Consider the following 20,490-nt stretch of genomic DNA (forward strand, 5'->3'; position numbering starts at 1 on the left):
CTAAAGGACAACTGCGCTGAACTCAGGCTGCTGTTTAGCCGGGGAATCAACAATTTGCAACTCTACCGCTTGCGGGTCGTCGTCTTTCTCAAACTGTATGCTTACTGCACGTTTGTAAGGACGGTTTTCCGGCCCTATGCCCACAAAAAACGCGGTGAGTTCATGTTCCCCTTGGGGAATATTTCCTAAGTACAAACGCTGTACACCTCCTCTGTGGAGCGCGTTTATCTGGCGTTCGGTATACAAATAGTGGGTAGCAACCTCATCATCAATTTTTAACTCAACAGCATCCAGTGTGAAGAAAGTACCTACATCAACCGACAAATAAACCGCTAACTGACTACTTGAGGGAAACAATAAGTCTTCCTCTAAAATGAATAGGTCTCGGTTGAGAGTAATCAGCGCTTTTTTCAAGTCTTCAATTTGAGATGAGAGTGGTTGACCGTCTTGCTCTGTAGTTTGGGCTTTCGCTACAAATGACGCCACATTCAACACAATCGCTAAAATCAACGCCATGATCAAAGAACAATGAGTGAGTCCAATGCGTTTCAAAAAAGTGTGTGGTTTAGCGTGAGCTTTGTTGTTTTTCATCACATTTACCTCAGTACCAGATAGACACGTAAGCACGAATCACACTGGCCGAGAAGCCAAACAGCGCTTCTTCACCAACGGCCTCGCCAGTGGTCACATCACGGAAATTGTCATAATCGAATTGCATGTAGTCGTACTCAATATTGAAGGTACTTTTTTCTAAGAAGAACGACTGAGAAAAGGCCCATTGATACGTGATACCAATGCCACCCGACACGCCAGAGTAGGTTGATAATTCTTTGTCGCGAGCCATGTACGTAAACTCATCAGCGCGGGCAAATAGGTCCTGATAGAAGTTGGCTTGCTCTTGTTGGTAGAAACGTACATGAGCATCTATGATCCACGCGTCGCCAAAGGTATGGATGTAACCCAACTTAAGATTACTGGCTTCAATACCCCAGGTATCTGAGTAGTAACGCACATCGCCATAAATACTGGCACGGTAGGGTAAGTAGTAATTGGTATTTATCGAGAACGCATTACTCACTCGAGTGTTCGGGTATATCTCTGTTGTAAAAGCAAATCCGCGAGCGCTGTCATCGTCTACGTAGCGAATAGCGCGATAAGGGTTGTTGAGATAACCTTGGTCTGACACGTTTTCAACATTAAACCCCATGATCCAGTTCTTAGAGATCACTTGAGTCAGTCCAACTCCAAACTTTTGTCGCTGGGCCTCTTCGAGAAAGTTAAGGTCTCCGCGACGACGCACTTCATCCTCGCCTCGGGAATAGCTCATCGACAAGGTAGTTAGGTCACCAAAGAAATCTTGGCTGATGCCTAGGTGATAACTGTTGGCTTCAAAGTCATTCTCACTGGAGTTGGTAAAACTCACGTTGACCAGTGTTTTATTGTGCAGAAAGTCTGCACCTAAGGTAGCTTCCGTTCTTTCTTCCTGATACTCACTGGCTTGTGCACGCACATCAATGGATGCGCCCGAGATTGTATCTACGTAATAGTTAGCCGAAAACGACACGGTGTTGCCTACTTTTTTACGCAGTAATATTGACGGACCGTCAATAGTTACACCATCACCTGAGTAGCTGTGATACATGGCATCAGAGCGGTCTTCGGGTAATACTGCGCCAGTTGTTGTGACGCTCACAAAAAGCAGAGTTGCAAGCAAGGCATATTTAGTTACAGCCACAACCACCTCCTGCGCCACCATCTGCACCACGTGCTCCTTCTCTCGCCTCAAAAACGTGTTTGGTATAAGCAGCGGCAATGGGGTTGCGATTCATACTCATGATTGGGTCGGCCAGGCAGCTTCGCTCGTATGGTTTAACCCAAGGCTCGATATCGCTGAGCGCAGTGAGCGTGTTCGCACAACCTGAACAAATGAGGGTCAAAAAGGCGGTAATGAGCAGTCGGTAAGAGTAACTTTTCATGACTATTCTCTTAGCAGTAACTTGATGGCTTTTTCGTACTGCTTCTCGTCACCCGATTTGTAACCTTTGTGGATTAGGCGAGTATCACCATTTCGGTCAATCATCACAGTCGTGGGCATAGCAGATACGTCATACAGCTCACTCACATCACCGTTTGGGTCGTAAAGTACGGGAAAGCTAATATCCATATCTGCCAGCATGGACTGCGCCTTCGCCGAGTCGTCATCCACATTAACGGCTAGCACGGTAACCCCTAAGTCCACATAGTCTTGATATAGGGCTTCAAAGGCGGGAAGCTCCTCACGACACGGCCCACACCAAGAGGCCCAAAAGTTAACGATAACGATATTGCCCACCTCTTCAGCAAGACGAAGATTATTGCCATCCCGACTTTTCAGGGTGAAATCAGGTGCAGGCATATTTACCTGTGGCTCGTCAGCTTCTGTTGATGTAGCCAAGGTAACGCCAAACAGAAATATGACGATAAGTGCAAAACTGGAGGTTCGATTTAGCGATTTTAGTTTCATTGTTAGCCCCTAGAAGAAGTAAGTTGCACCGAGGGTGTACTGGAGGTTGTGCGAGTTTTTTTCTTCGCCTATCAGTTCACTGTTGAAAATGTGATCTTTCACATCGAGGCGCAGCGCAAAATAGTCTGTAAGCAGAACCCGATAGCCCGCTCCCAAAGTCACGGTAAACTGACTTTCATCACCAAAATCTGTACTACCGCCACCAAGAGTGAGGAAAAAATCAGTATTGAATACATGCCCTTCAGTCAGGAACAACTCACCATTAAAGTTGTACCCTACCGATAGATCGTAATAGGTGTAATCACGTTGCTCGTCGGTCAAAAATGGTGCGCCGCCCGAGAGTATTTCAAAGCTTGTTTGCCCCGCGGTTGCAGTTGCATAGCTTGCCTCTGCAAAAATGTTCTCGGTAACGTGGTACCCCAAAGTCACTCCAACCACTGAGGATGTGGAAAAGTCTTCGATACTTATTTGGCCAGCAAACACACCGATTTCGATATTCTCACTGTCTATGTCGGCCTCTCTGATTTCTCGGCGATCTAAATTTGGTTCAATCACTGGAGACGCGGATTGTTGTGAAAAAGCGTCTGAGACAGGCAACAATGCCGCCGCGCCCATTAAAAAAACTACGGATAGTCCTAGCGTCCATTGATTTAGCTCCTCTAGTTCATCTCGCGCGGTTAGCGCTGTTAATCGTTTGTACTCAGCTCGTGCTACAAAATTTTGGGTGAGGTAATAGCGAACTCCTACACCCACTTCGAGTAAATCACTGACCCGAGATTCATCTCCGCTCTCTACCAAGGTGGCACTGGGCTCGGTATTTATTTGCCCTGCGCCAATAGAAAAGTAAGGACTCACGCGCCATTCAGGAAAGGTGTAATGTTGAACGCGCACTAGCCAAATTCGATTGTCTGAAAAATTGCCCAAGGCTTGTGTTGCACTTAGCTCTGCAGCAATGTTGTCGGTAAACGCCCACGCTGCGATTACAGAGAGCGCAGCAACATCGTTGAGCTTTCCAGCGAACACACCAAACTCCCAACGTCGGTTTTGGTAGCCGTCAAAGCTGCTTTCAGCGAGTTGTAATGTTTGTTCGTTCAGATCCAAGGTGGCAGCGAGTGCAGATTGGGCGACCCAACCTTCAATACCGTCTGCCGTGCGCACCTTGTACCAAGCGGTGTGAGATTTGATGACAGTGATGGTTTCACCGCGAGCTATCGAGTTAAAAATAGGAAACTCTCGCGCCGGCCCCGTATGCATATCAGCGTAGGGTTCAACGACTTTGACAACGAGCTCATCAGCCTTAACCGAGCCTACGTGAGTACTAAATACAATAATGAGAACGAGGATAATGTACTGCATAGCTTAATCCTGCGGTGTATCAAAGGGGTTGTTGTAGTACTGCGCACCCACATCTAACCATTCGGCGATGGTCTTCAATTCAGCACGGTTCAGCCATCCGGCGTGTGAACCACCTACCTCAAACTGAGCAAAGAATCGACTGCTCCCGCTAGCGCTGTTTGCACGCATGGCGGCACCTACTCTCACACTAACCATGACGGGAATAGGATTACCCTCTGGGTCTAATATAAGCTCGCCATCTTCGTCCGTTTCAAAAATAGGATTGCCGTTGCCATCTAGCGCAGGAATAAGGCGGTCAAGTAGCACGCCATCTACCACTTCAACTTCTAAGTCAGAGAAGAGTAGCTCCCTGTAGCCAGTCAAATGCGCAGCATTGTCTAATGAGGTTTGATTGGACAAATCAAGTTGAGCAGCAGGCACCTGCGTTACACCATCGGCATCCATTGGGGAGTGGCAAGATACACAGGTGGTGTCACTGACAAGCTCACCAGCATCATCAAAAGTCGCTCTATTGACTTCAAAAATGGGTTGGATGTGGTCTGGATAATTCACCACAATTCTGCATAACGGCGTCCAGGTTTGTGCACAACTTTGTGAAATAGGAATAGCTGAACGCATATCGCCGTAGGCATAAGTAAACGAGGTCGAAACGTTGGTTGTTGCTGGGTCGGCCCAAATATCATCAAAGACGATGTCGGCGGTGACTGGTGCATTTCCGTTGATACGAGTGCGGGTTTGCGCCATGGTTTCACCTAAATCGGCGAACAAGGCAGGATTAGTACCGGGGTGAGGTAAGCCCGTGGACGGCGCACCAAAATTTATTGACGGATATTCGGCATCTAAACGCCCGTGGGGTTGGGTATTATTGTTTTGATGACATCCATTACATGTTTTTACTTCACCCGGTACCAGTTGTAACCAGTTATCATGTCTTGACGAAATGCGCTTGCCATTGGCATCGAGAAAATTAAGCGCAAATGGAATATTGGCTGGAATATCCAACATCACTGAGCCGTCAGGCTCAACTGTTCCGTAACCTACGATTTCTCGCATGAGTTGATTTCTAGACGGGCCAAAGTCGCTGCGCTCTAAATCGACAATATCCTCGTCGGGAATAGATACACTTTTCACCACGCGTACAAACCTTATAGGCCGCTGGTCTACCGAGGTTAGCGATGGATTGGCCATTACTGTAAGGCCCTGCGCAGTAGTGTCTTCACCTGCTACGTCGTATACGCTGCGGATATGCACACGCCCCAGCCCTTGATTGGCCAAGTCTGCGTCATAATTTTCACTCGCAGAGTAATCATTGGGATAGGCCCGAGATTCCATCGAAACCAGTTCAGTGTAAGCCACGCCTTCTTGGGGTGTTGCCACCACCTGTTGAGTGTTGGTTTGCGGATCATAAATCCACAACCCGTAGAGCAAAGGGGCAGCCTCAATACCGTCGGTACTTAGCAAAGTCTCGCTACATGGCAAAATAGTGCGAACTTCACCTTCATTCACCACTTGCTCTGGGTCATACACTCGGCATTGACTCCATGCAAATAGTTGTCTCCCACTGCCGTCAAACAAAGGGTATAGGGCGGCCACATAACCGCCGGGGGAAATATCGGCGTGAGTATCAATGTTGTCGAACAGCGCAGGCTGTTGCGCTGGGCCGGTTAAGCTGCTGTTAGACGCTACTGGAGTGGTATTGTCAGTGTAGTTTTGAACGTCAATTCGATAGAAATTGCCACCTAGTGTGTTTCGCTCAAACTCTCGTACTGAAGACAAGACCTGACCTTCGGGCGTTAGTCGGCTTTGCACAAAATGAACGGTATCGTCGTTCAGTGAGTGGCTGTGGCGGCCGTAAACAATCTCAAGTTCGCTGCCATCCGGGTTCATTTGATACAGGTGCATGCCTTTGTCACCCGAGGCTTGATCCCAGCGGGTAAACAATACCTTGCCGTTTGGCATGATAAGAGGATCTATATCGTGACTCTGATTGAACGAAACCTGAGTAATATCGTTACCGTTAGCGTCCATTACATGAAGTACAGATGCGTAAGTATTTAGGCTCTCTTCAAGTGCTGAGTATTGTGCTTTACCCTCGTCGATAAGTATTGCTTGATTGGTACGTTGACGGGTAGAGCTGAACATGATGCGACCATCGGGTAAATAGACAGGCCCTGTGTCCTGTCCAGCTTCAGCTACGATGTCTGATTGAATAATACGGCGAAGCTCGTCGGTTTGAAGATTGTATTCCCAGATGTTCCAGGTAGGTTGTTCATCGTCATCTGCGTTTTCAATGTTAGGTGCTCGCATTGCGAACAACAAACGATTACCGTCGTACGACACTTCTACATCTTTCACGTCATATTGGGGAGAAACAGGGTTACCGTTATCGTCTGTTTGGCTATTGTCTTCATCGATAAACGCTCTGTCAGTGACGTTTACCTCAACACTACTGACCGATGCACGGGCTTTGATATACAAAGCAGCACCTGGGATAAATTGACTTGGCTCTCTGAGGTCAGTACTTACCACAAGGTTGTCTTCGTCAATGGGGAGCGTGCGCTTAACAAACGCAATGGGAATATCTTGAACAACGGGATCAGGTTCATCGCTGCTCTGTGACACGACGGTTTCACCGCATGCAGTAAGCAAGCTGAGACTTACTGCAAGACTCAAAACCCCACGTGTGAACACATTATCTCTCATACGATTACCTTCACGTACTACTCTACCGTTGATTGCTCTTTCAGCATTTCACCGTGAAGACAATGGAACAAGATTCAAACCTATAAAAAGGTATTTCAAAAAATACCCTTTAAAGCTTCAATTAAATATCATTTAAATTAATACGTAGTGTTGAGGGTGACTAACAGGGTGTCTTTGGGTTGCTAAAATTATAATCTAAGGTGATAGGACAAGAAAAACTGTTGAAATAACAATCAAAAATGTTAGTTGGCGTAAAGTAGTCCTTTTCCCAGCGACAATATTGTCTAAAAAACAGGCTTACTTTGAAGTCGAATTGACACAAATTTAATTGAACACCTCACCAATTAGTTATTAATTTAAACACCTATTATACGTAGAGACTATTTACGCACTAAAACACCACTGCTTTCATAGTAAAAGTGCTGTAAATAGGAATATAGACCGTGAAAAAATACGTTCCCCCCACCGCAAAGCCAGATGAATTTAGCAATAAAGCCTTGTACTACAGGGAAAAGTGCAAGAGAAAGCTAGTACTGTCAATTTGCTTATCAACGTTATTAGTTTCATACGCTTACGCCGGTGCAAGAGAGCAAGCAGCTCGTATGCATGAGCGGCTTGCGGGGGTACCAGCAACGGCAGATATACTCGCCACTATGCAAAATCACATTGAAGAGGGTAACCCTACAGAAGCAGCTTACGTTGCTATGAATACGCCCTCTTTTTACAACGTAACGCTAAAAACCTGGGTCACGCCTTGGACAAACGAAGCCGCCGATAAGTTCGCTCCACTGAACGATTATGTGGCCACAGTGATAGGTATGGTAAGAGATGATGTGGATTTTAGAGAGGTACTTTCTGGCGATATTTTGTATGTAGGTGACGCCAGCTTAAATATTCCGTCTTACAGCAACAGCAATAACGATCATTACCTAAGTATGGAAAACTCAGGGACTGATTTATACGCCAACCTGGTTCGCCGCGAACAGTCTACTATTACGGGGCTGCCTTCCGTGGCTACGGCCGGTGTAATGACCACTCGCGCTGCCGCCAAAGCCTTTTTCAAAGACGGTACTAACCGCGCTATGTTCCGATTTACTCTGATAAATCACATGTGCACCGACCTTGAAGGGGTGGCGGATATTACTCGTCCACCCGACCGCATTCGACAAGACGTGAGCCGTAGCCCGGGTGGAGATAGTCGGCTGTTTCACAACAACTGTGTAAGTTGTCACTCGGGTATGGACCCTCTTGCTCAAGCTTTTGCTTATTACAACTATAACTACAATGCCGACAATGATCCCGAGGGTGACAATGGATCAATAGCCTACAACGATGACGGTCAAATTGACCCCGTTACTGGGTCGCGGGTTCAAGAAAAATATCAAATCAATGCCAACAATTTTGTGCATGGATTTATCACTCAAAGCGACCGCTGGGACAACTATTGGCGCAATGGTACCAATTACAATTTGGGCTGGTCTGAGGCACTTGATGGCTTTGGTTTTGGCGCAAAATCCATGGGGCAAGAGCTTGCCAACAGTGAGCAGTTTGCCACGTGTCAGGTGACCAAAGTGTTTGAAGAAATATGCTTACGTACACCACAAGACAGCGCAGATCACACTGAGATTGACACCATAACCTCACAATTCATCTCGTCGGGCTATCAGATGAAGACAGTCTTCGCGCACACAGCGAATTACTGTAAGGGAGAGTAACCATGACCAAGCCATTCATCTTATCAACATCAATATACAAATACATTCCAATAAGCTTGGTTATTCTGTCACTTGTGGGGTGTGGTGGTAGTGAAACAGAAGCGACTCCCACACCACTTCCACCTCCTGCCGAGCAACCCGTTGTAAACTATTCGGGACCTACCGCTACCACTGACGATGTGTCTAACTTTAAACGTGCGCTGTGGGACAATATAGCAACCGCTGAACGTTGCGGTGCGTGTCATGTGCAAGAAGCTCAGTCCCCTACTTTTGCACGAAATGATGACATAAATTTAGCCTATGCAGACACCGGCAGCTTAGTTAACCTTAATCAGCCCAGTGAGTCTCGTTTAGTCACTAAAGTTGCCGGAGGTCATAACTGTTGGCTAACGAGTGACAGTGCCTGCGCAGATATCATGACAACCTGGATCAGTGACTGGGCCGGTCAATCAAACCAACAAAACCAAGCGACTGAAATTGAGCTTCAAGCACCGCAGTCTAAATTGCCTGGTGCTACGCGAAACTTTCCTGATAGCACAGCCGAGTTTGAAAGCACAATATACCCATTACTCCAGACCTATTGTGCCAGTTGCCACACCAACAGTGCCACTATACCTATCTCACCATTCTTCGCATCGAGTGATATCTCCGAGGCTTATGAAGCGTCTAAAGATCGCATCAACCTAGACCAACCACAAGACTCTCGATTTGTTGTTAGGGTACGTGACCAATTCCACAATTGTTGGACAGACTGCTCCCAAGACGGCTTAGCGCTTGAACAAGCCATCGCTGAAATGGCCGCCAATATAGACGTGACTGAATTAGATGCCAGTTTAGTCAACTCTGATGCATTAACACTCTTCGACGGTACACTGGCGAGCGGTGGTGGGCGCTTTGAACAGAACGTGATAGCAAAATGGGAGTTCAAGACAGGCTCGGGTAATACGGCATTTGACACCTCAGGTGTGGACCCTGCCCTTGATTTAACCCTATCCGGAACCTACGACTGGGTAGGTGGATACGGTATTCAATTGAGTAACGGCAAAGCGCAGGGCAGCACCACCAACAGTAGTAAGCTATACAACCTTATCTTAGGTAGCGGAGAGTTTGCTATTGAAGCCTGGGTGGCTCCAGCTAATGTTACACAAGAAGGTCCTGCGAGAATCGTGAGCTATTCAGGTGGGCGAGACCGTCGTAACTTCACGCTTGGGCAAACTCTTTACAACTACGACTTTTTGCTGCGTTCGGAAAATACCGACGTTAATGGTGAGCCAGCACTCTCAACCGCTGACGCCGATGAAGACTTGCAAGCAGCCCTGCAACATGTAGTAGTAAACTACGATAGTAGCAATGGTCGCGCCATTTACGTGAACGGCGAATTCACCGGTGATAATGATGATACAGAGGGTGGAAATCTTCTCGACTGGGATGATAGCTTTGCCTTTGTATTAGGCAATGAGGTGTCGGGAAATGTTCCTTGGGCAGGTATCATTCGTATGGTTGCGGTTCACAACCGCACACTAAGCACTGAAGAAATTGCGCAGAATTTTGACGCGGGTGTTGGGCAACAATACTTCTTACTATTTGGTATTAGTGAACTCATTGACGTACCTCAAGCCTATGTAGTGTTTAATGTTAGTCAGTTTGACACCTACAGTTATCTTTTTTCAGAGCCGTTTTTTGTATCATTAGACAGTGGCGCAAGTATTCCAGACATTCCTCTGCAAGGGATCCGCATCGGCATTAATGGGCGGGAGTCTTATGCCGGTCAGGTTTTCTCCACGTTAGATACACAAATCTCCGCAGCCAACTATGTTGTCGCATCAGGAATGGCATTGTCGCGTCAGGGCACTATTATTCCAGTAGAGAAAGGGCCGGAACAAGACGAGTTTTTCCTTACCTTTGAACGTTTAGGTGATAATACCGATGTACGGGTTGAAGCCCTGCCACCAGCGCCTGCTGCACCGGCAGATTTAGCCCCCCAGTCTGATATAGGCACTAAACATTTTGCGCAAATTAATGCGTCTATGTCGGCAATGACATCAGTACCCGCTAACACACCTGCTGTGGCAACAACGTTCACAGACTTAAAGCAACAGCTTCCGTCGGTGGATGATATCACCAGCTTTGTCGCCGCCAATCAAATGGCAGTGACTCAACTTGCGATCCGCTACTGTGATACGTTGTTAGAAACACCAAATTTACGGGAAGATTACTTCCCTGATTTTGATTTTTCTCAAACCGCGAATGTTGCCTTCAATGGCACTGCGAGAAACCACATTATCGACCCCATAGTCACCAATATGTTGGGCACCAATATTGGAAGTCAATCGAATGAAAGTGAGGTTAGAAGCGAAGTAAACGCGCTTATCGACCGCCTCACCACATGCTCAGATTCAACCCAGTGTAACGCAGACTATTCCCGAACCGTTGCCAAAGCCAGTTGCGCCGCAGTATTGGGCAGTGCATCAATGCTGATAAAGTAGGAGTATCACCATGTCAAAACTCACTTCACACTTTTTTAAGAAGCGCCCTAAACAAGCCAAAAGCGCTGATGCTCCTTTATTTCACAACGACCATAGCCGTCCCGTTACTCGGCGAGAGTTTATTGCACAAGGATTTTGTACAGGTGCAGCTGCGGTGATGGGGGGATCTGCCCTCAGTTTATTTGCAAATCCAAAGAGTGCGCATGCTGCGCTATCTCCTGACTTGGAAGCACTTAAAGCGCAGTGTGGCATTGCGTCGCAAGGAGCTGGCAAGATCCCGTTTATCACCTTTGACCTAGCGGGTGGCGCAAATATGGCAGGTTCAAATGTATTGGTCGGTGGTCGCGGCGGGCAGCTAGATTTTTTGAGTACCGCGGGGTACAGCCGGCAAGGCCTACCAGGAGACATGGTGCCATCAATTGCCAACCCTGATACTGGGCTTTCTGACTTTGTTAACAACGAACTGGGATTGTCATTTCACAGTGACAGCGCCATGCTACAGGGTATTTTGGATAAAGTGAGCACGACTAACCGAGCTAATATTAATGGTGCAGTTATTCCTGCGCGCTCAGAAAATGACACAGGTAATAACCCACATAACCCAATGTATGGCATTAATCGCGTGGGTGCCGATGGTTCGCTACTCTCATTAATTGGGTCGAGAAACAGCGATTCTGGTGGTAACTCCATGGCACCTGCAAGCATGATAGATTCAGCAGTGCGCCCCACAAAAATTGACCGTCCGTCGGACGTTACTGGCCTAGTGGATACCGGCGATTTGGTAGGGTTGCTCAGTCAAGACGACTCAGTGGCTGTCATGGAATCTATTCAACGTATCAGTGATATGAAGTTGAATAACGTAAACACCAATATATCGACTGACGAGGTCGTTAAAGACATGGTCCGTTGTGGCTATGTGAAAAGTGCTGATATCACTGACCGCTTTGGAGACCCCACCACCCTCGATCCAAACATTGACCCAAATATTGTGGGTGATGCAGGTATCTTCACCGAAGAAGAATTTAATAGTGATGGCGAGTTTAGAAAAACAGCGTCCGTAATGAAGTTGGTTATCAACGGTTACGCTGGCGCAGGTACAGTCACCATGGGCGGATATGATTACCATGATGGCAGCAGAGCCACCGGCGAGGTGAGAGATAGACGCGCCGGCCGCTGTATTGGTGCGTGTCTAGAATATGCCGCTCGTGTGGGCATGCCTATTATGCTTTATGTGTGCAGTGATGGCTCCGTGTTTAGTAATGGGATGATAGACGACTCTGAGAATGGTCGGGGTAAAGGGGTATGGACGGGCGATAATTCATCTACCTCAGCATCCTTCTTTTTAGTCTACAACCCGGACGGTACACCGCAGCTTATTGGTGCTACCCCCGAAACACAGGCTCAACATCAGCAACTAGGCTTTATGCGCAGTGATGGCGCTGTAGAAACTGGCTCTACACCAGCTGCAAATAACGTCAACTTGCTGGTAGAAACCGTCATCTTGAATTATCTTGCACTTCACGGTGAGCAAGGACAATTTGCCCAGTACTTCCCCAATCACGGACTGGGCAATACGAGTTTGATGGACAGCTTGATTGCGTTTGAGCCAATTGTGTCTGGGACCATATAGCGGATGAAGGCAGCCTAGAACAATAGCACTAATTATTGATTGTTACATTGGCCTGAATGCGTCCAGAGCGACGCATTTGTTCTACGGCAAAATTTTGCGAATCACTCAAAGCCTCATTAATGGAGAGTTCTCCTGATAAGACTTTAGAGAAGTTTAAGCCTGCCCGTTGCCCTATGGCTGGGAACTCAGGAATTTCAACAAACTGAATGCCATCGTACGTATTGGGCTCAAGGGTTGCGTTCTCTATACCTGCCAATACAAATTTCGAAGAAGGTAAAGCGTCAACATAATCTGGATGATTAAAGATTGAAAAACGAGGTGAAGACGGAATGGACTTCCACCCTAACGTTTCAGCAACACGATATACGTACTCCTTTGAAGTAGCCCATTCTACAAATTGCTTTGCCATTTCAGAATTGCTTGATGCTATAGGTACAGCCAGTGCCCAGGTCCACAACCAACTTGAACCTTCTGAAGAGATTTCAATAGGCGCAGGAGACAATCCTACCCTGTCGTATACAGCAGATTGAGAGCTATCAAACAACACGCCTATCGCAGCAGACGAGTCTATCCAAAGACCGCATTTACCATCGGCAAACATTGCCAAATTTTCTTGATAGCCATTATTGAATGGCTGTGGTGGCCCGTACTTTGTGACCAATTCAACGTAAGTCTTGAGTGCTTTTTCCCAAGCTGCAGAGTGAATGAGAGGATTCCATTCAGCATCAAACCAACGGCCACCATACGTATTTGCGATGGTTGAAATGAGTGCAATATTCTCTCCCCAGCCAGCTTTACCGCGCAAACAAATCCCATAGATTCCCTTTTCTGGATCATGAAGCTGTTTTGCAAACTGTGTGATATCGGCGAAAGTGGGCTGGCTTGTCATTGTTAAACCCAGGGCGCTGAAAAGGTCTTGCCTGTAGTAAAGTACGGAGCTTTCTGAATAGAAAGGTAAAGCATGTAACGTATTGTCATACTTTAGGGATTCGAGTACCGGCGGGAGTATATCTTGTGCGTCGGTTAAAATGTTATTGCTCTCAAAGCTTTGTAACCAACCATTTTGTGCAAAAGTGAACGCTTCAAAAGATCCGACAGTGACAACATCAAAACGCCCTTCACTTACCGCCATGTCGCCCAACACTCGTTTTCTCAGGGTATTTTCGTCAAATACCTGCCATTCAAGTGCAACACCAACATTAGCTTGTTCGAATGCTTTTGATAACTCACGTAAGTTCAGCATGTCTGGGTTATTTACTGTAGCGATTCTAAGTATTGTTTTGTCTTCTTGTAGGTTATGAATAGGCGTTAGGCCGTGTTTCGCTTGTATTTCTGCAATTTGCCCCTCTGCAATAAGCTCACTTAAGTGCTGGTTAAACGTTTGTAGTAACGCTCTTTGCCTGTCAGTGGATGTGGCAAACGCTATATGAAAATCCCGCTTTAAAACTGGTAGCGCTTGAAACTCAACCATTCCTGCGAGCTGAGGACGGTTACCGATAATCAATTCTTCTGCAGTGTATTTATCAATGACAGCGTAATCGACTCGTCCCTTGTGCACCATATCTATATTGGTCAAATCATCTAAAACATAACTCTTTGAAACTGCCTCAGCATTATCAAAAAATGGTGAAACGCTAGAGCCCCTGACAAGCCCAATCTGTGAGTTTTGCAGTGCGTTAAGTATCTCTTCTACATTGTTAGAAAAAGGGGGGAAACGCCTAGGCTGATGGTTTTTCATCCACAACAAACCAATATCATCACCAGGAAAAGGCTCAGATAACGCAATACTGGACGCTACTGGCAAAGAGGGAAAGGCAGACAGTAGCCCGTCAACTTTGCCATCAGAAACCATTTTATTGGCTCGCGCTAAAGGCAAAAAAACAACATCTATTTGGTAGCCGGCTCGGGCGAATACCGTACTGGCTATCTCATAGGCATAACCATAATTCGGTAGGTTTTTCGACACATAGGGATGCCGCTCCGCAGCAACAAGGGTAACGGTATTGTCCGAGGAAAATGCATTTACCGAAAACAACCACATGATTGCTAACAACAAAAGAACTCGCCGTTGTGGCATAGCTTCTACTTCCTTATTGTATTCCGTTTAAAGCATAGCCTTCCCAAAGAGAATGCACAATTTAGCCTACCTCGTAGCTCTCACCCATTGACGTTTCATCAGCTTGAGGTTAATAAGCACATTCACCTGAGTTGAGTGTAAAACATGGGATTAGCGCTATTCAAAGCTAACTTTTCATGTTTTACTAAACGAGTAACTTTTCGGGAAATTAACTTTTACATGTCAATGGGTTTCATTTTTAGACCGTTAATTACATTGTTGACCATTAAGCTCTGGCTCGTCGTATAGACTGCCAGCGCTGTGTGCTGGCTAAAAAAGAGCCAGCACTATTGAAACACCTCTCCTCTTTTTTAGCCGCATTCTAAATTTTATTATCTAGGAGCGAGCTAATCCCTCGAAACAACATGATTCACACACCACAGCACAAAGGCATACTTTTCGTTGTACTCGGCACTATTTTGTTTTCCAGTAAAGCCGTGATTGTAAAAATCCTTTTTAGTATCGGATTGGGCCCTCTCGAGCTTCAGGCGTTGAGAATGCTGATGATACTTCCGTTCTATTTAGCGGTGCTTGGCTGGATTTGGTACAAAGAAAACCTGTCCGTCACACTGAAAGACACAGTATGGACGGTACTTGCTGGTATTGCCTGTTATCACGTTGCGAGTTTTCTTGATTTGCAGGGGCTGCTCTACATTAGCGCAGGTTTAGAGCGCATGATTTTATTCTGCTACCCTGCGATATCTATGTTGATGGCGTGGTTATTACTAAGAGAGCCAGTGACAAAGCGCATGTGGATCTCATTAATTCTTGCTTACTCAGGTGTAGTATTGTTTTTTTACGGCGATGCCAGCTTTGGCGGAGAAAACCTGCTGTTCGGCAGCTTGCTCATTTTTATCGCAAGTATTCTGACGGCTTGGTTCATGGTAGCCAATCAAATATATTCACGAAGAATGGGAAGTCAGCGCTTTACTTGCATTGCTATGCTAGGCGCAGTGTTCAGTTTACTGCTACACGTTACCATTCAGGGCACCGAAGACTTAACCGCACTGACATTACCCATGTACTCAGGTGCTTTGGTTATTGCGGTGTTTTGTACTCTCATCCCCACTTTTTTGGTCAGTGCTGGGGTAAAAATAGTCGGAGCCAGTAAGGCGGGCATTGTAGGTGCTATAGGACCACTGGGGACCATTATTTTGTCAAACTATCTACTTGATGAGCCCTTGAGCCCTATTCACTTCGTCGGTTTAGGATTAGTCATACTGGGGATGCGATTTCTTAAGTAAGGGTAATGAGGCAGTTACTAGTAAACTGCCTCATTGATGTTACTTATCAAAGGAAGGGTCTGGGGTACCTTTTAAGCAGCCAAGAATATAGGGAAAACCGTCAGTCATGTAATATCCGTAATGACCATCAATCGTCATTCCATTACATTCGTCCAAATCGCCCACTCCCTCGATATACTCATAATCATCTCTGAAAGTACCGTCATAATCGCCGCCGGGCTGGCCGTCACCCTCTGGCCGGCTACCCGATTTAAGTTGATAGCTAGATACCGCTTTTCTGACCGTGCCGTTATCATCGAAATACGCGCCGTAGATAGGAAATCCATCAGCGGCAAAGCCAACAACTGGCGATACTTCACCCGTATTTTCTTGCTGATAAAAAGCGGGAGGCGCACCGTGATAATGATAGGTACCATCGCCCTGCGAGTGGGCATTATGGCTATCGATATTAAAGCCACTTCGCGCTGATACAGGATCATAACGCCAAGGCTGATTCAAATCGGCACATCCCGTTCTTCCATTGCCTACGCCAAAACACCCAGCAGCCAAGAGGTCGACTTTTACACCATTGAGCATAATTGCATTATCAGTGCGCAGGCTCAGCGATGTGTTTTGAGCGGCAAACGTCGGCTGAGTGGTAACCTCATATCGATCGTCTTGTTCTGAAACGTCATTTGGAAAAGACTGGTCGCCATCATTAAAATCGTGGTGGGGAATAGCGTTGGTCTGAAAGATGCACTTTTCATTATCGACAGTGATCATCAACGCACCGCTAAAGACACGACTGTTATTTATGTCCATAACAGAGGATTGATAAGACTCTACGTAGCTCTCACAATCCGTACTGCGACTCGTAAAGAACTGGTTAGTAATATCAATAGGAGACTGGTTTTGCTCGTTACGGATATCTGCAGCCAATGCGACGAACCGCTGAATATCGTCTGAGTACGCAGTATCACCAGCCAAGTCTGTACCCTCATCGAGTACACCATCAATAGCGAAGAGGTGATGACTACCGTCTTCAAACTGAATGTACTTCAAGGTGTCGTCTTTGACCGTCCATCCTGTCACATCATCACTTTCAAATTCGCTGTAATTATTTTCTCTCGTACTCGTTGCATTGGCATCAGTTAATACGTCAAAAAAGCTTGTACTATCGTATAGCTGTGCCGTTTGCATACCGGCAACTTGACCCAAGGTAGTATAGAAATCCGTGGCATTGACAAGTCTCTCCTCTCTAGCCGAAGATCTTGTCACACCTCGTCCCGCCACGAACATAGGAACTCGAATTCCACCTTCATAAAGCGTGCCTTTAGCTCTAGTTCGTTGATAGACTCCGGTATCAATAACCCCTCTTGGCGTACCATTGTCTCCTATAAAAATCACTAGAGTATTATCAAGGGTTTGGTCATCCATGGAGTCCAATAGACGCCCAATTTCAGTATCCATAGCATCTATTGCTGCGAGGTAGTACTCTCGGGTATTGGCATTTATGTCCGACGCATCTCCAGTTAGCTGATTTCTGTCGTGAAGTTCGGTAGGAGGCAAATGAAATGGAGAATGAGGCGCTTGGTAAGCCAACCATACGAACCAAGGTTGTTGTTGCTCTTGGATCCAATTGAGTGCCAATGTGGTGATTTCTGACGTGTGATAATTTGACGACGTCTGCTGTTCACCATTTATCGTTAACTCCCACTGATAATAATCATCAATATTAGAAAGATTACCTGCATAGTGGTCGAAGCCACTTTCGTTGGGGTGCAAAAGATTAGTGTCACGGCCTCCTGCAAGGTGCCACTTTCCAAAGGCTGCAGTGGCATAGGCATCTGGCACACCGCTACTTTTTAAATATTTGGCAATAGTTTGGCTAGAGGTATCAAGCGTCGCAGGCACAAAAGAAACGCCACTATTGATGCCATGCATTCCTGTTAAAATCGCCGCTCTTGTCGTGGTACAAGCCGGAGTTACCCAAACATTTTCAAAAACTATACCGCTATCAGCAAGTTGGTCGAGATTTGGCGTTACTGGCGCATCATTTGTGTAGTTGTATTGGTTTGAAGCATCTAGCCCGTGATCATCACTAATGATAAATAGAATGTTCGTCGCCTGCTCCGATGGAGTTTCTAGAATACGGAATTCGCCGCTCAACACCGACTCATCAAAACCATCTGAATCCGTAAACCGGATTATTACCGCGAGAGTCTGTCCAACATCTTCAGAAATTATAGTGTAGGTGTCTCCCGTTGCACCGGCAATGGCGACTCCATCAAGAAGCCATTGATACTCAAAGCTACCCAGCCCATTTGAATCGGCAAGATTTTGCTCAATACTCACTACGCTGCCGACTTGGTTGCTACCTGTAATTGATACACTGCCGGTCACCGGACTGTTTACAACCGGTGCAGGAGATTGAACAGAATCATCGGATGAAGTACCACCTCCAGAGCCACCACAGCCAGATAAGAATAGAATAGGTAAACTTAAGCAGATGATAGAGCGCTGAATTATGCGATTCATAGTGTGTCCAATCTTTTTATTAGGCAATCATCAAATTATATAAAACTGCACTCAGATAAAGCGTCGCAGTTTTGTAAAGCTTTGCAAAGACTATGTAAATTTATAGTGCATAAAAGTGTAAATTTGACGTTATTAGTATATTTACAGAGAGTTCAGTCATCGCATCCCCGTCAAATACCAACTCTTCAACAACAATCATTTTCCTTACACTTTCCAATTTTAGCCTTGCTATCGCAATAAATATAGTTATCATGATAACTATATTTATTGTATTGGAATACAAAAAATGTACTGTATATTCGCTACGATCACCCCCAAAAAAGAGCACTTTCGCGATGCTAGGGCCGCCATACTATCCATTTTAGAACCGACTAGAAGTGAAACTGGCTGCAATCAATTCGATGTTCACACTGACGAGGAGTTTTCAGTTTTGTATCTTTATGAACAATGGATTGACCAAGCGGCGTTAAAAAGCCATTACGAAAAAGGCTACACAAAACGAGTATTTGCGTCGTACGAACATTGGTTGGCTAAACCGGTTGACATAAAAAGCTTTACCTTACTGGATTGAGCAACGGTGTTTTTTTTAAAGCAACTGCCTACCAAAGCTATGGTAGATAAATACAGTGGAATCTATTGCCCTGAGTACGCGGAAAAAGTGACTAATCAACTCAAAATGATGCGCGAAGCCAGTATTCTTGTAAGGCAATTAGATACGTACTTCGCAAGTCACAATATGTCCCAGCTTAAATTTCTGATACTCATGGTGATTGACCGAGAGCTTGATAGAGATTGGCTGTATGCGGTGGAAATTTCTGAGCGGTTAGACGTTTCAAAGCCAGTATTGAGCCGAGCCATAAAAACCCTTACTGAAAAAGGTTACCTATCAACACACAAAGATTCAAAAGACGGGCGAGCAGTGGTGTTAACCCTTACCCAGAGTGGAAAATCTACGCTCACAACTTTACTTCCCGACTACTTTAAAATTTTAACTAACCACTCTGGCGAGGAGCAATAAAATTGGTATTTCGCCTGTTAAATTCAATGTTAATGTCTTTGATATTAAGCCTGTTAATGACGCTATGGGTAACCTATATAAACCTTGGTTTTACAGCGTCATTTTTCAATGACTGGAGACTTGCTTTCATGTATGCGTGGCCTGTAGCTTGGATAGTCTCTTTTTTATTTGGGCCATTGGTGACGCAACTCACACTAAAGATAGTGCCTGTGTCTGATTGAGTATAGCTACCGCATTTACAAAAATAGCTTTGCTTATCGGCCAGATAAGCGATTCTAAATCCTACATATCTGGCCGAAAACGTTATTAAACCCGTGTTTCGCGTCTAGCGGCAATAACACCCAACAGGCTGAATACCAACAGTCCAAGGGTATTAGGATTAGATACGGCAACGTTGGTGTCAGGCGCTACAAGTGTGCTAGCGACATCCCCATCGCGCAATGCCCATACGCTTAAGCTTGATGCGTCGTTATATAGACTTTGTTCACCTAAGGACAACCCACTGTTAGTTTTAAAGTTGAACGCCCATGCTGCATTCAAAAACGGGTCGTCAACAGTGCCCGACCAGTACACATTACCGATATTTTCGAACGAATAGATTTCACCAGACTCGCCATCGACAAAATTAGACTCAAACGAATCAGAACCTGATTGTGGACCAATCCCAGCAGGAGTGAAGTAAGCGACGTTGCCCAAATTATTGAAAAACATATGGGCCAATTCAGAGAAATCAGGATTGGTGTTGTAGCCACGATCAGAGGAACCATTGAATGAATACAACGTGCTAAAACTGGTGCCATTGATAGGACTCACAGAGGGCAATCGCCAATCGCTATAGCCACCAAATACCAAATTGTTGGCCCATGTAGACGCCTGATCCCAATTCAATAGTCCATCAAAATCAAAGCCAGTTGTTTTAGCATAGTTAGCATCCTGAAGCCAGGTAACATCCAAAACATCGTCGTAAATCATTCCGCTTCCGCGATTAATAAGCGCTGCATTTGCTGTCACCGCATAGCCAGAAACAATGATAATGGCTAAGCAGAACCATCCTTGCTTACCTCTTTGCATTTTTTACTTCCTCTAGTTTATCGATAGACGCGACCATATGGTCTGGGCGCAATTTTGCCTTGCGCATATCACTAGTGTGACGAAGTAAATGAACCTCTCAGCTATATGAGAAAAAATACTGTGAATATTAA

General features: G+C 45.7%; 16 protein-coding genes. 7 read left to right on the plus strand and 9 right to left on the minus strand.

The window, feature by feature from the left end:
* Genes EYS00_RS09350 through EYS00_RS09375 form a run of 6 tightly spaced genes read right to left on the minus strand, consistent with a single transcriptional unit; the run spans position 1 to position 6,562 of the window.
* Positions 1 to 591, minus strand: a complete 591-nt coding sequence (locus EYS00_RS09350) for a hypothetical protein (protein ID WP_242618718.1) — start codon at positions 589 to 591, stop codon at positions 1 to 3.
* A gap of 10 nt (positions 592 to 601) precedes the next feature.
* Positions 602 to 1,735: a DUF3570 domain-containing protein gene (locus EYS00_RS09355; protein ID WP_242618719.1), complete on the minus strand. Its 1,134-nt coding sequence runs from the start codon at positions 1,733 to 1,735 to the stop codon at positions 602 to 604.
* Positions 1,722 to 1,976, minus strand: a complete 255-nt coding sequence (locus EYS00_RS09360; protein WP_130636280.1) for a DUF4266 domain-containing protein — start codon at positions 1,974 to 1,976, stop codon at positions 1,722 to 1,724. Before EYS00_RS09360 ends, EYS00_RS09355 begins: the two co-directional genes overlap by 14 nt.
* Positions 1,977 to 1,978: 2 nt before the next feature.
* Positions 1,979 to 2,503, minus strand: coding sequence for a TlpA disulfide reductase family protein (locus tag EYS00_RS09365; protein ID WP_130636281.1), 525 nt, complete (start codon positions 2,501 to 2,503; stop codon positions 1,979 to 1,981).
* Between the two features lie 9 nt (positions 2,504 to 2,512).
* Entirely contained in the window at positions 2,513 to 3,859 is a 1,347-nt protein-coding gene (locus EYS00_RS09370) for an outer membrane beta-barrel domain-containing protein (RefSeq protein ID WP_130636282.1), read from the minus strand.
* Positions 3,860 to 3,862: 3 nt separating this feature from the next.
* Positions 3,863 to 6,562, minus strand: a complete 2,700-nt coding sequence (locus EYS00_RS09375) for a PD40 domain-containing protein (RefSeq protein WP_130636283.1) — start codon at positions 6,560 to 6,562, stop codon at positions 3,863 to 3,865.
* A gap of 443 nt (positions 6,563 to 7,005) precedes the next feature.
* On the opposite strand from EYS00_RS09375, the gene EYS00_RS09380 reads away from it, so the two are divergent.
* The 3 genes from EYS00_RS09380 to EYS00_RS09390 are packed head-to-tail and all read left to right on the plus strand — an operon-like array spanning position 7,006 to position 12,393.
* Complete coding sequence (locus EYS00_RS09380) at positions 7,006 to 8,277, plus strand: hypothetical protein (RefSeq protein ID WP_307723738.1); 1,272 nt, start codon at positions 7,006 to 7,008, stop codon at positions 8,275 to 8,277.
* Between the two features lie 2 nt (positions 8,278 to 8,279).
* On the plus strand, positions 8,280 to 10,763 hold the full coding sequence (locus EYS00_RS09385; RefSeq protein ID WP_130636284.1) for a LamG domain-containing protein: 2,484 nt from the start codon (positions 8,280 to 8,282) through the stop codon (positions 10,761 to 10,763).
* Positions 10,764 to 10,773: 10 nt separating this feature from the next.
* Positions 10,774 to 12,393 (plus strand): general secretion pathway protein GspF, encoded by a 1,620-nt coding sequence (locus EYS00_RS09390; protein ID WP_130636285.1) that lies wholly within the window; start codon positions 10,774 to 10,776, stop codon positions 12,391 to 12,393.
* A 28-nt stretch (positions 12,394 to 12,421) separates the two neighbouring features.
* Here the strand turns inward: EYS00_RS09390 and EYS00_RS09395 are convergent, their stop codons facing one another.
* The gene (locus tag EYS00_RS09395) at positions 12,422 to 14,470 is read right to left on the minus strand and encodes an extracellular solute-binding protein (RefSeq protein WP_130636286.1); all 2,049 of its coding nucleotides are present in this window, start codon (positions 14,468 to 14,470) and stop codon (positions 12,422 to 12,424) included.
* A 404-nt stretch (positions 14,471 to 14,874) separates the two neighbouring features.
* On the opposite strand from EYS00_RS09395, the gene EYS00_RS09400 reads away from it, so the two are divergent.
* Entirely contained in the window at positions 14,875 to 15,753 is an 879-nt protein-coding gene (locus tag EYS00_RS09400; protein WP_242618720.1) for a DMT family transporter, read from the plus strand.
* Positions 15,754 to 15,792: 39 nt separating this feature from the next.
* On the opposite strand, the gene EYS00_RS09405 is transcribed toward EYS00_RS09400, so the two are convergent.
* A complete protein-coding gene (locus EYS00_RS09405) occupies positions 15,793 to 18,270 on the minus strand; it encodes a YHYH protein (protein ID WP_130636287.1) in 2,478 nt (825 codons plus the stop codon).
* Between the two features lie 286 nt (positions 18,271 to 18,556).
* Between EYS00_RS09405 and EYS00_RS09410 the strand changes: the two genes are divergently transcribed.
* The 3 genes from EYS00_RS09410 to EYS00_RS09420 are packed head-to-tail and all read left to right on the plus strand — an operon-like array spanning position 18,557 to position 19,509.
* Positions 18,557 to 18,841 (plus strand): putative quinol monooxygenase, encoded by a 285-nt coding sequence (locus EYS00_RS09410; RefSeq protein WP_130636288.1) that lies wholly within the window; start codon positions 18,557 to 18,559, stop codon positions 18,839 to 18,841.
* Between the two features lie 6 nt (positions 18,842 to 18,847).
* Positions 18,848 to 19,288, plus strand: a complete 441-nt coding sequence (locus tag EYS00_RS09415; protein WP_130636289.1) for a MarR family winged helix-turn-helix transcriptional regulator — start codon at positions 18,848 to 18,850, stop codon at positions 19,286 to 19,288.
* Between the two features lie 32 nt (positions 19,289 to 19,320).
* Positions 19,321 to 19,509 carry a DUF2798 domain-containing protein gene (locus tag EYS00_RS09420; protein WP_258313023.1) on the plus strand — a complete coding sequence of 63 codons (189 nt, stop codon included), beginning with the start codon at positions 19,321 to 19,323 and terminating at the stop codon, positions 19,507 to 19,509.
* Between the two features lie 85 nt (positions 19,510 to 19,594).
* On the opposite strand, the gene EYS00_RS09425 is transcribed toward EYS00_RS09420, so the two are convergent.
* A complete protein-coding gene (locus tag EYS00_RS09425; protein ID WP_130636291.1) occupies positions 19,595 to 20,359 on the minus strand; it encodes a DUF1566 domain-containing protein in 765 nt (254 codons plus the stop codon).
* Between the last annotated feature and the right edge of the window lie 131 nt (positions 20,360 to 20,490).

Source organism: Alteromonas sp. KUL49, assembly GCF_006538345.1.
In the GTDB taxonomy this organism is placed as follows: Bacteria; Pseudomonadota; Gammaproteobacteria; order Enterobacterales; family Alteromonadaceae; genus Alteromonas.

What these genes read in the sequence shown, in the direction of transcription:
- EYS00_RS09400 (WP_242618720.1), top strand. Translation starts at nt 14,875, where the DNA reads ATGATTCACACACCACAGCACAAAGGCATACTTTTCGTTGTACTCGGC.
- EYS00_RS09425 (WP_130636291.1), bottom strand. Translation starts at nt 20,359, where the DNA reads ATGCAAAGAGGTAAGCAAGGATGGTTCTGCTTAGCCATTATCATTGTT.
- EYS00_RS09410 (WP_130636288.1), top strand. Translation starts at nt 18,557, where the DNA reads ATGTACTGTATATTCGCTACGATCACCCCCAAAAAAGAGCACTTTCGC.
- EYS00_RS09365 (WP_130636281.1), bottom strand. Translation starts at nt 2,503, where the DNA reads ATGAAACTAAAATCGCTAAATCGAACCTCCAGTTTTGCACTTATCGTC.
- EYS00_RS09385 (WP_130636284.1), top strand. Translation starts at nt 8,280, where the DNA reads ATGACCAAGCCATTCATCTTATCAACATCAATATACAAATACATTCCA.
- EYS00_RS09360 (WP_130636280.1), bottom strand. Translation starts at nt 1,976, where the DNA reads ATGAAAAGTTACTCTTACCGACTGCTCATTACCGCCTTTTTGACCCTC.
- EYS00_RS09370 (WP_130636282.1), bottom strand. Translation starts at nt 3,859, where the DNA reads ATGCAGTACATTATCCTCGTTCTCATTATTGTATTTAGTACTCACGTA.
- EYS00_RS09350 (WP_242618718.1), bottom strand. Translation starts at nt 591, where the DNA reads ATGAAAAACAACAAAGCTCACGCTAAACCACACACTTTTTTGAAACGC.
- EYS00_RS09405 (WP_130636287.1), bottom strand. Translation starts at nt 18,270, where the DNA reads ATGAATCGCATAATTCAGCGCTCTATCATCTGCTTAAGTTTACCTATT.
- EYS00_RS09395 (WP_130636286.1), bottom strand. Translation starts at nt 14,470, where the DNA reads ATGCCACAACGGCGAGTTCTTTTGTTGTTAGCAATCATGTGGTTGTTT.
- EYS00_RS09420 (WP_258313023.1), top strand. Translation starts at nt 19,321, where the DNA reads ATGTCTTTGATATTAAGCCTGTTAATGACGCTATGGGTAACCTATATA.
- EYS00_RS09375 (WP_130636283.1), bottom strand. Translation starts at nt 6,562, where the DNA reads ATGAGAGATAATGTGTTCACACGTGGGGTTTTGAGTCTTGCAGTAAGT.
- EYS00_RS09390 (WP_130636285.1), top strand. Translation starts at nt 10,774, where the DNA reads ATGTCAAAACTCACTTCACACTTTTTTAAGAAGCGCCCTAAACAAGCC.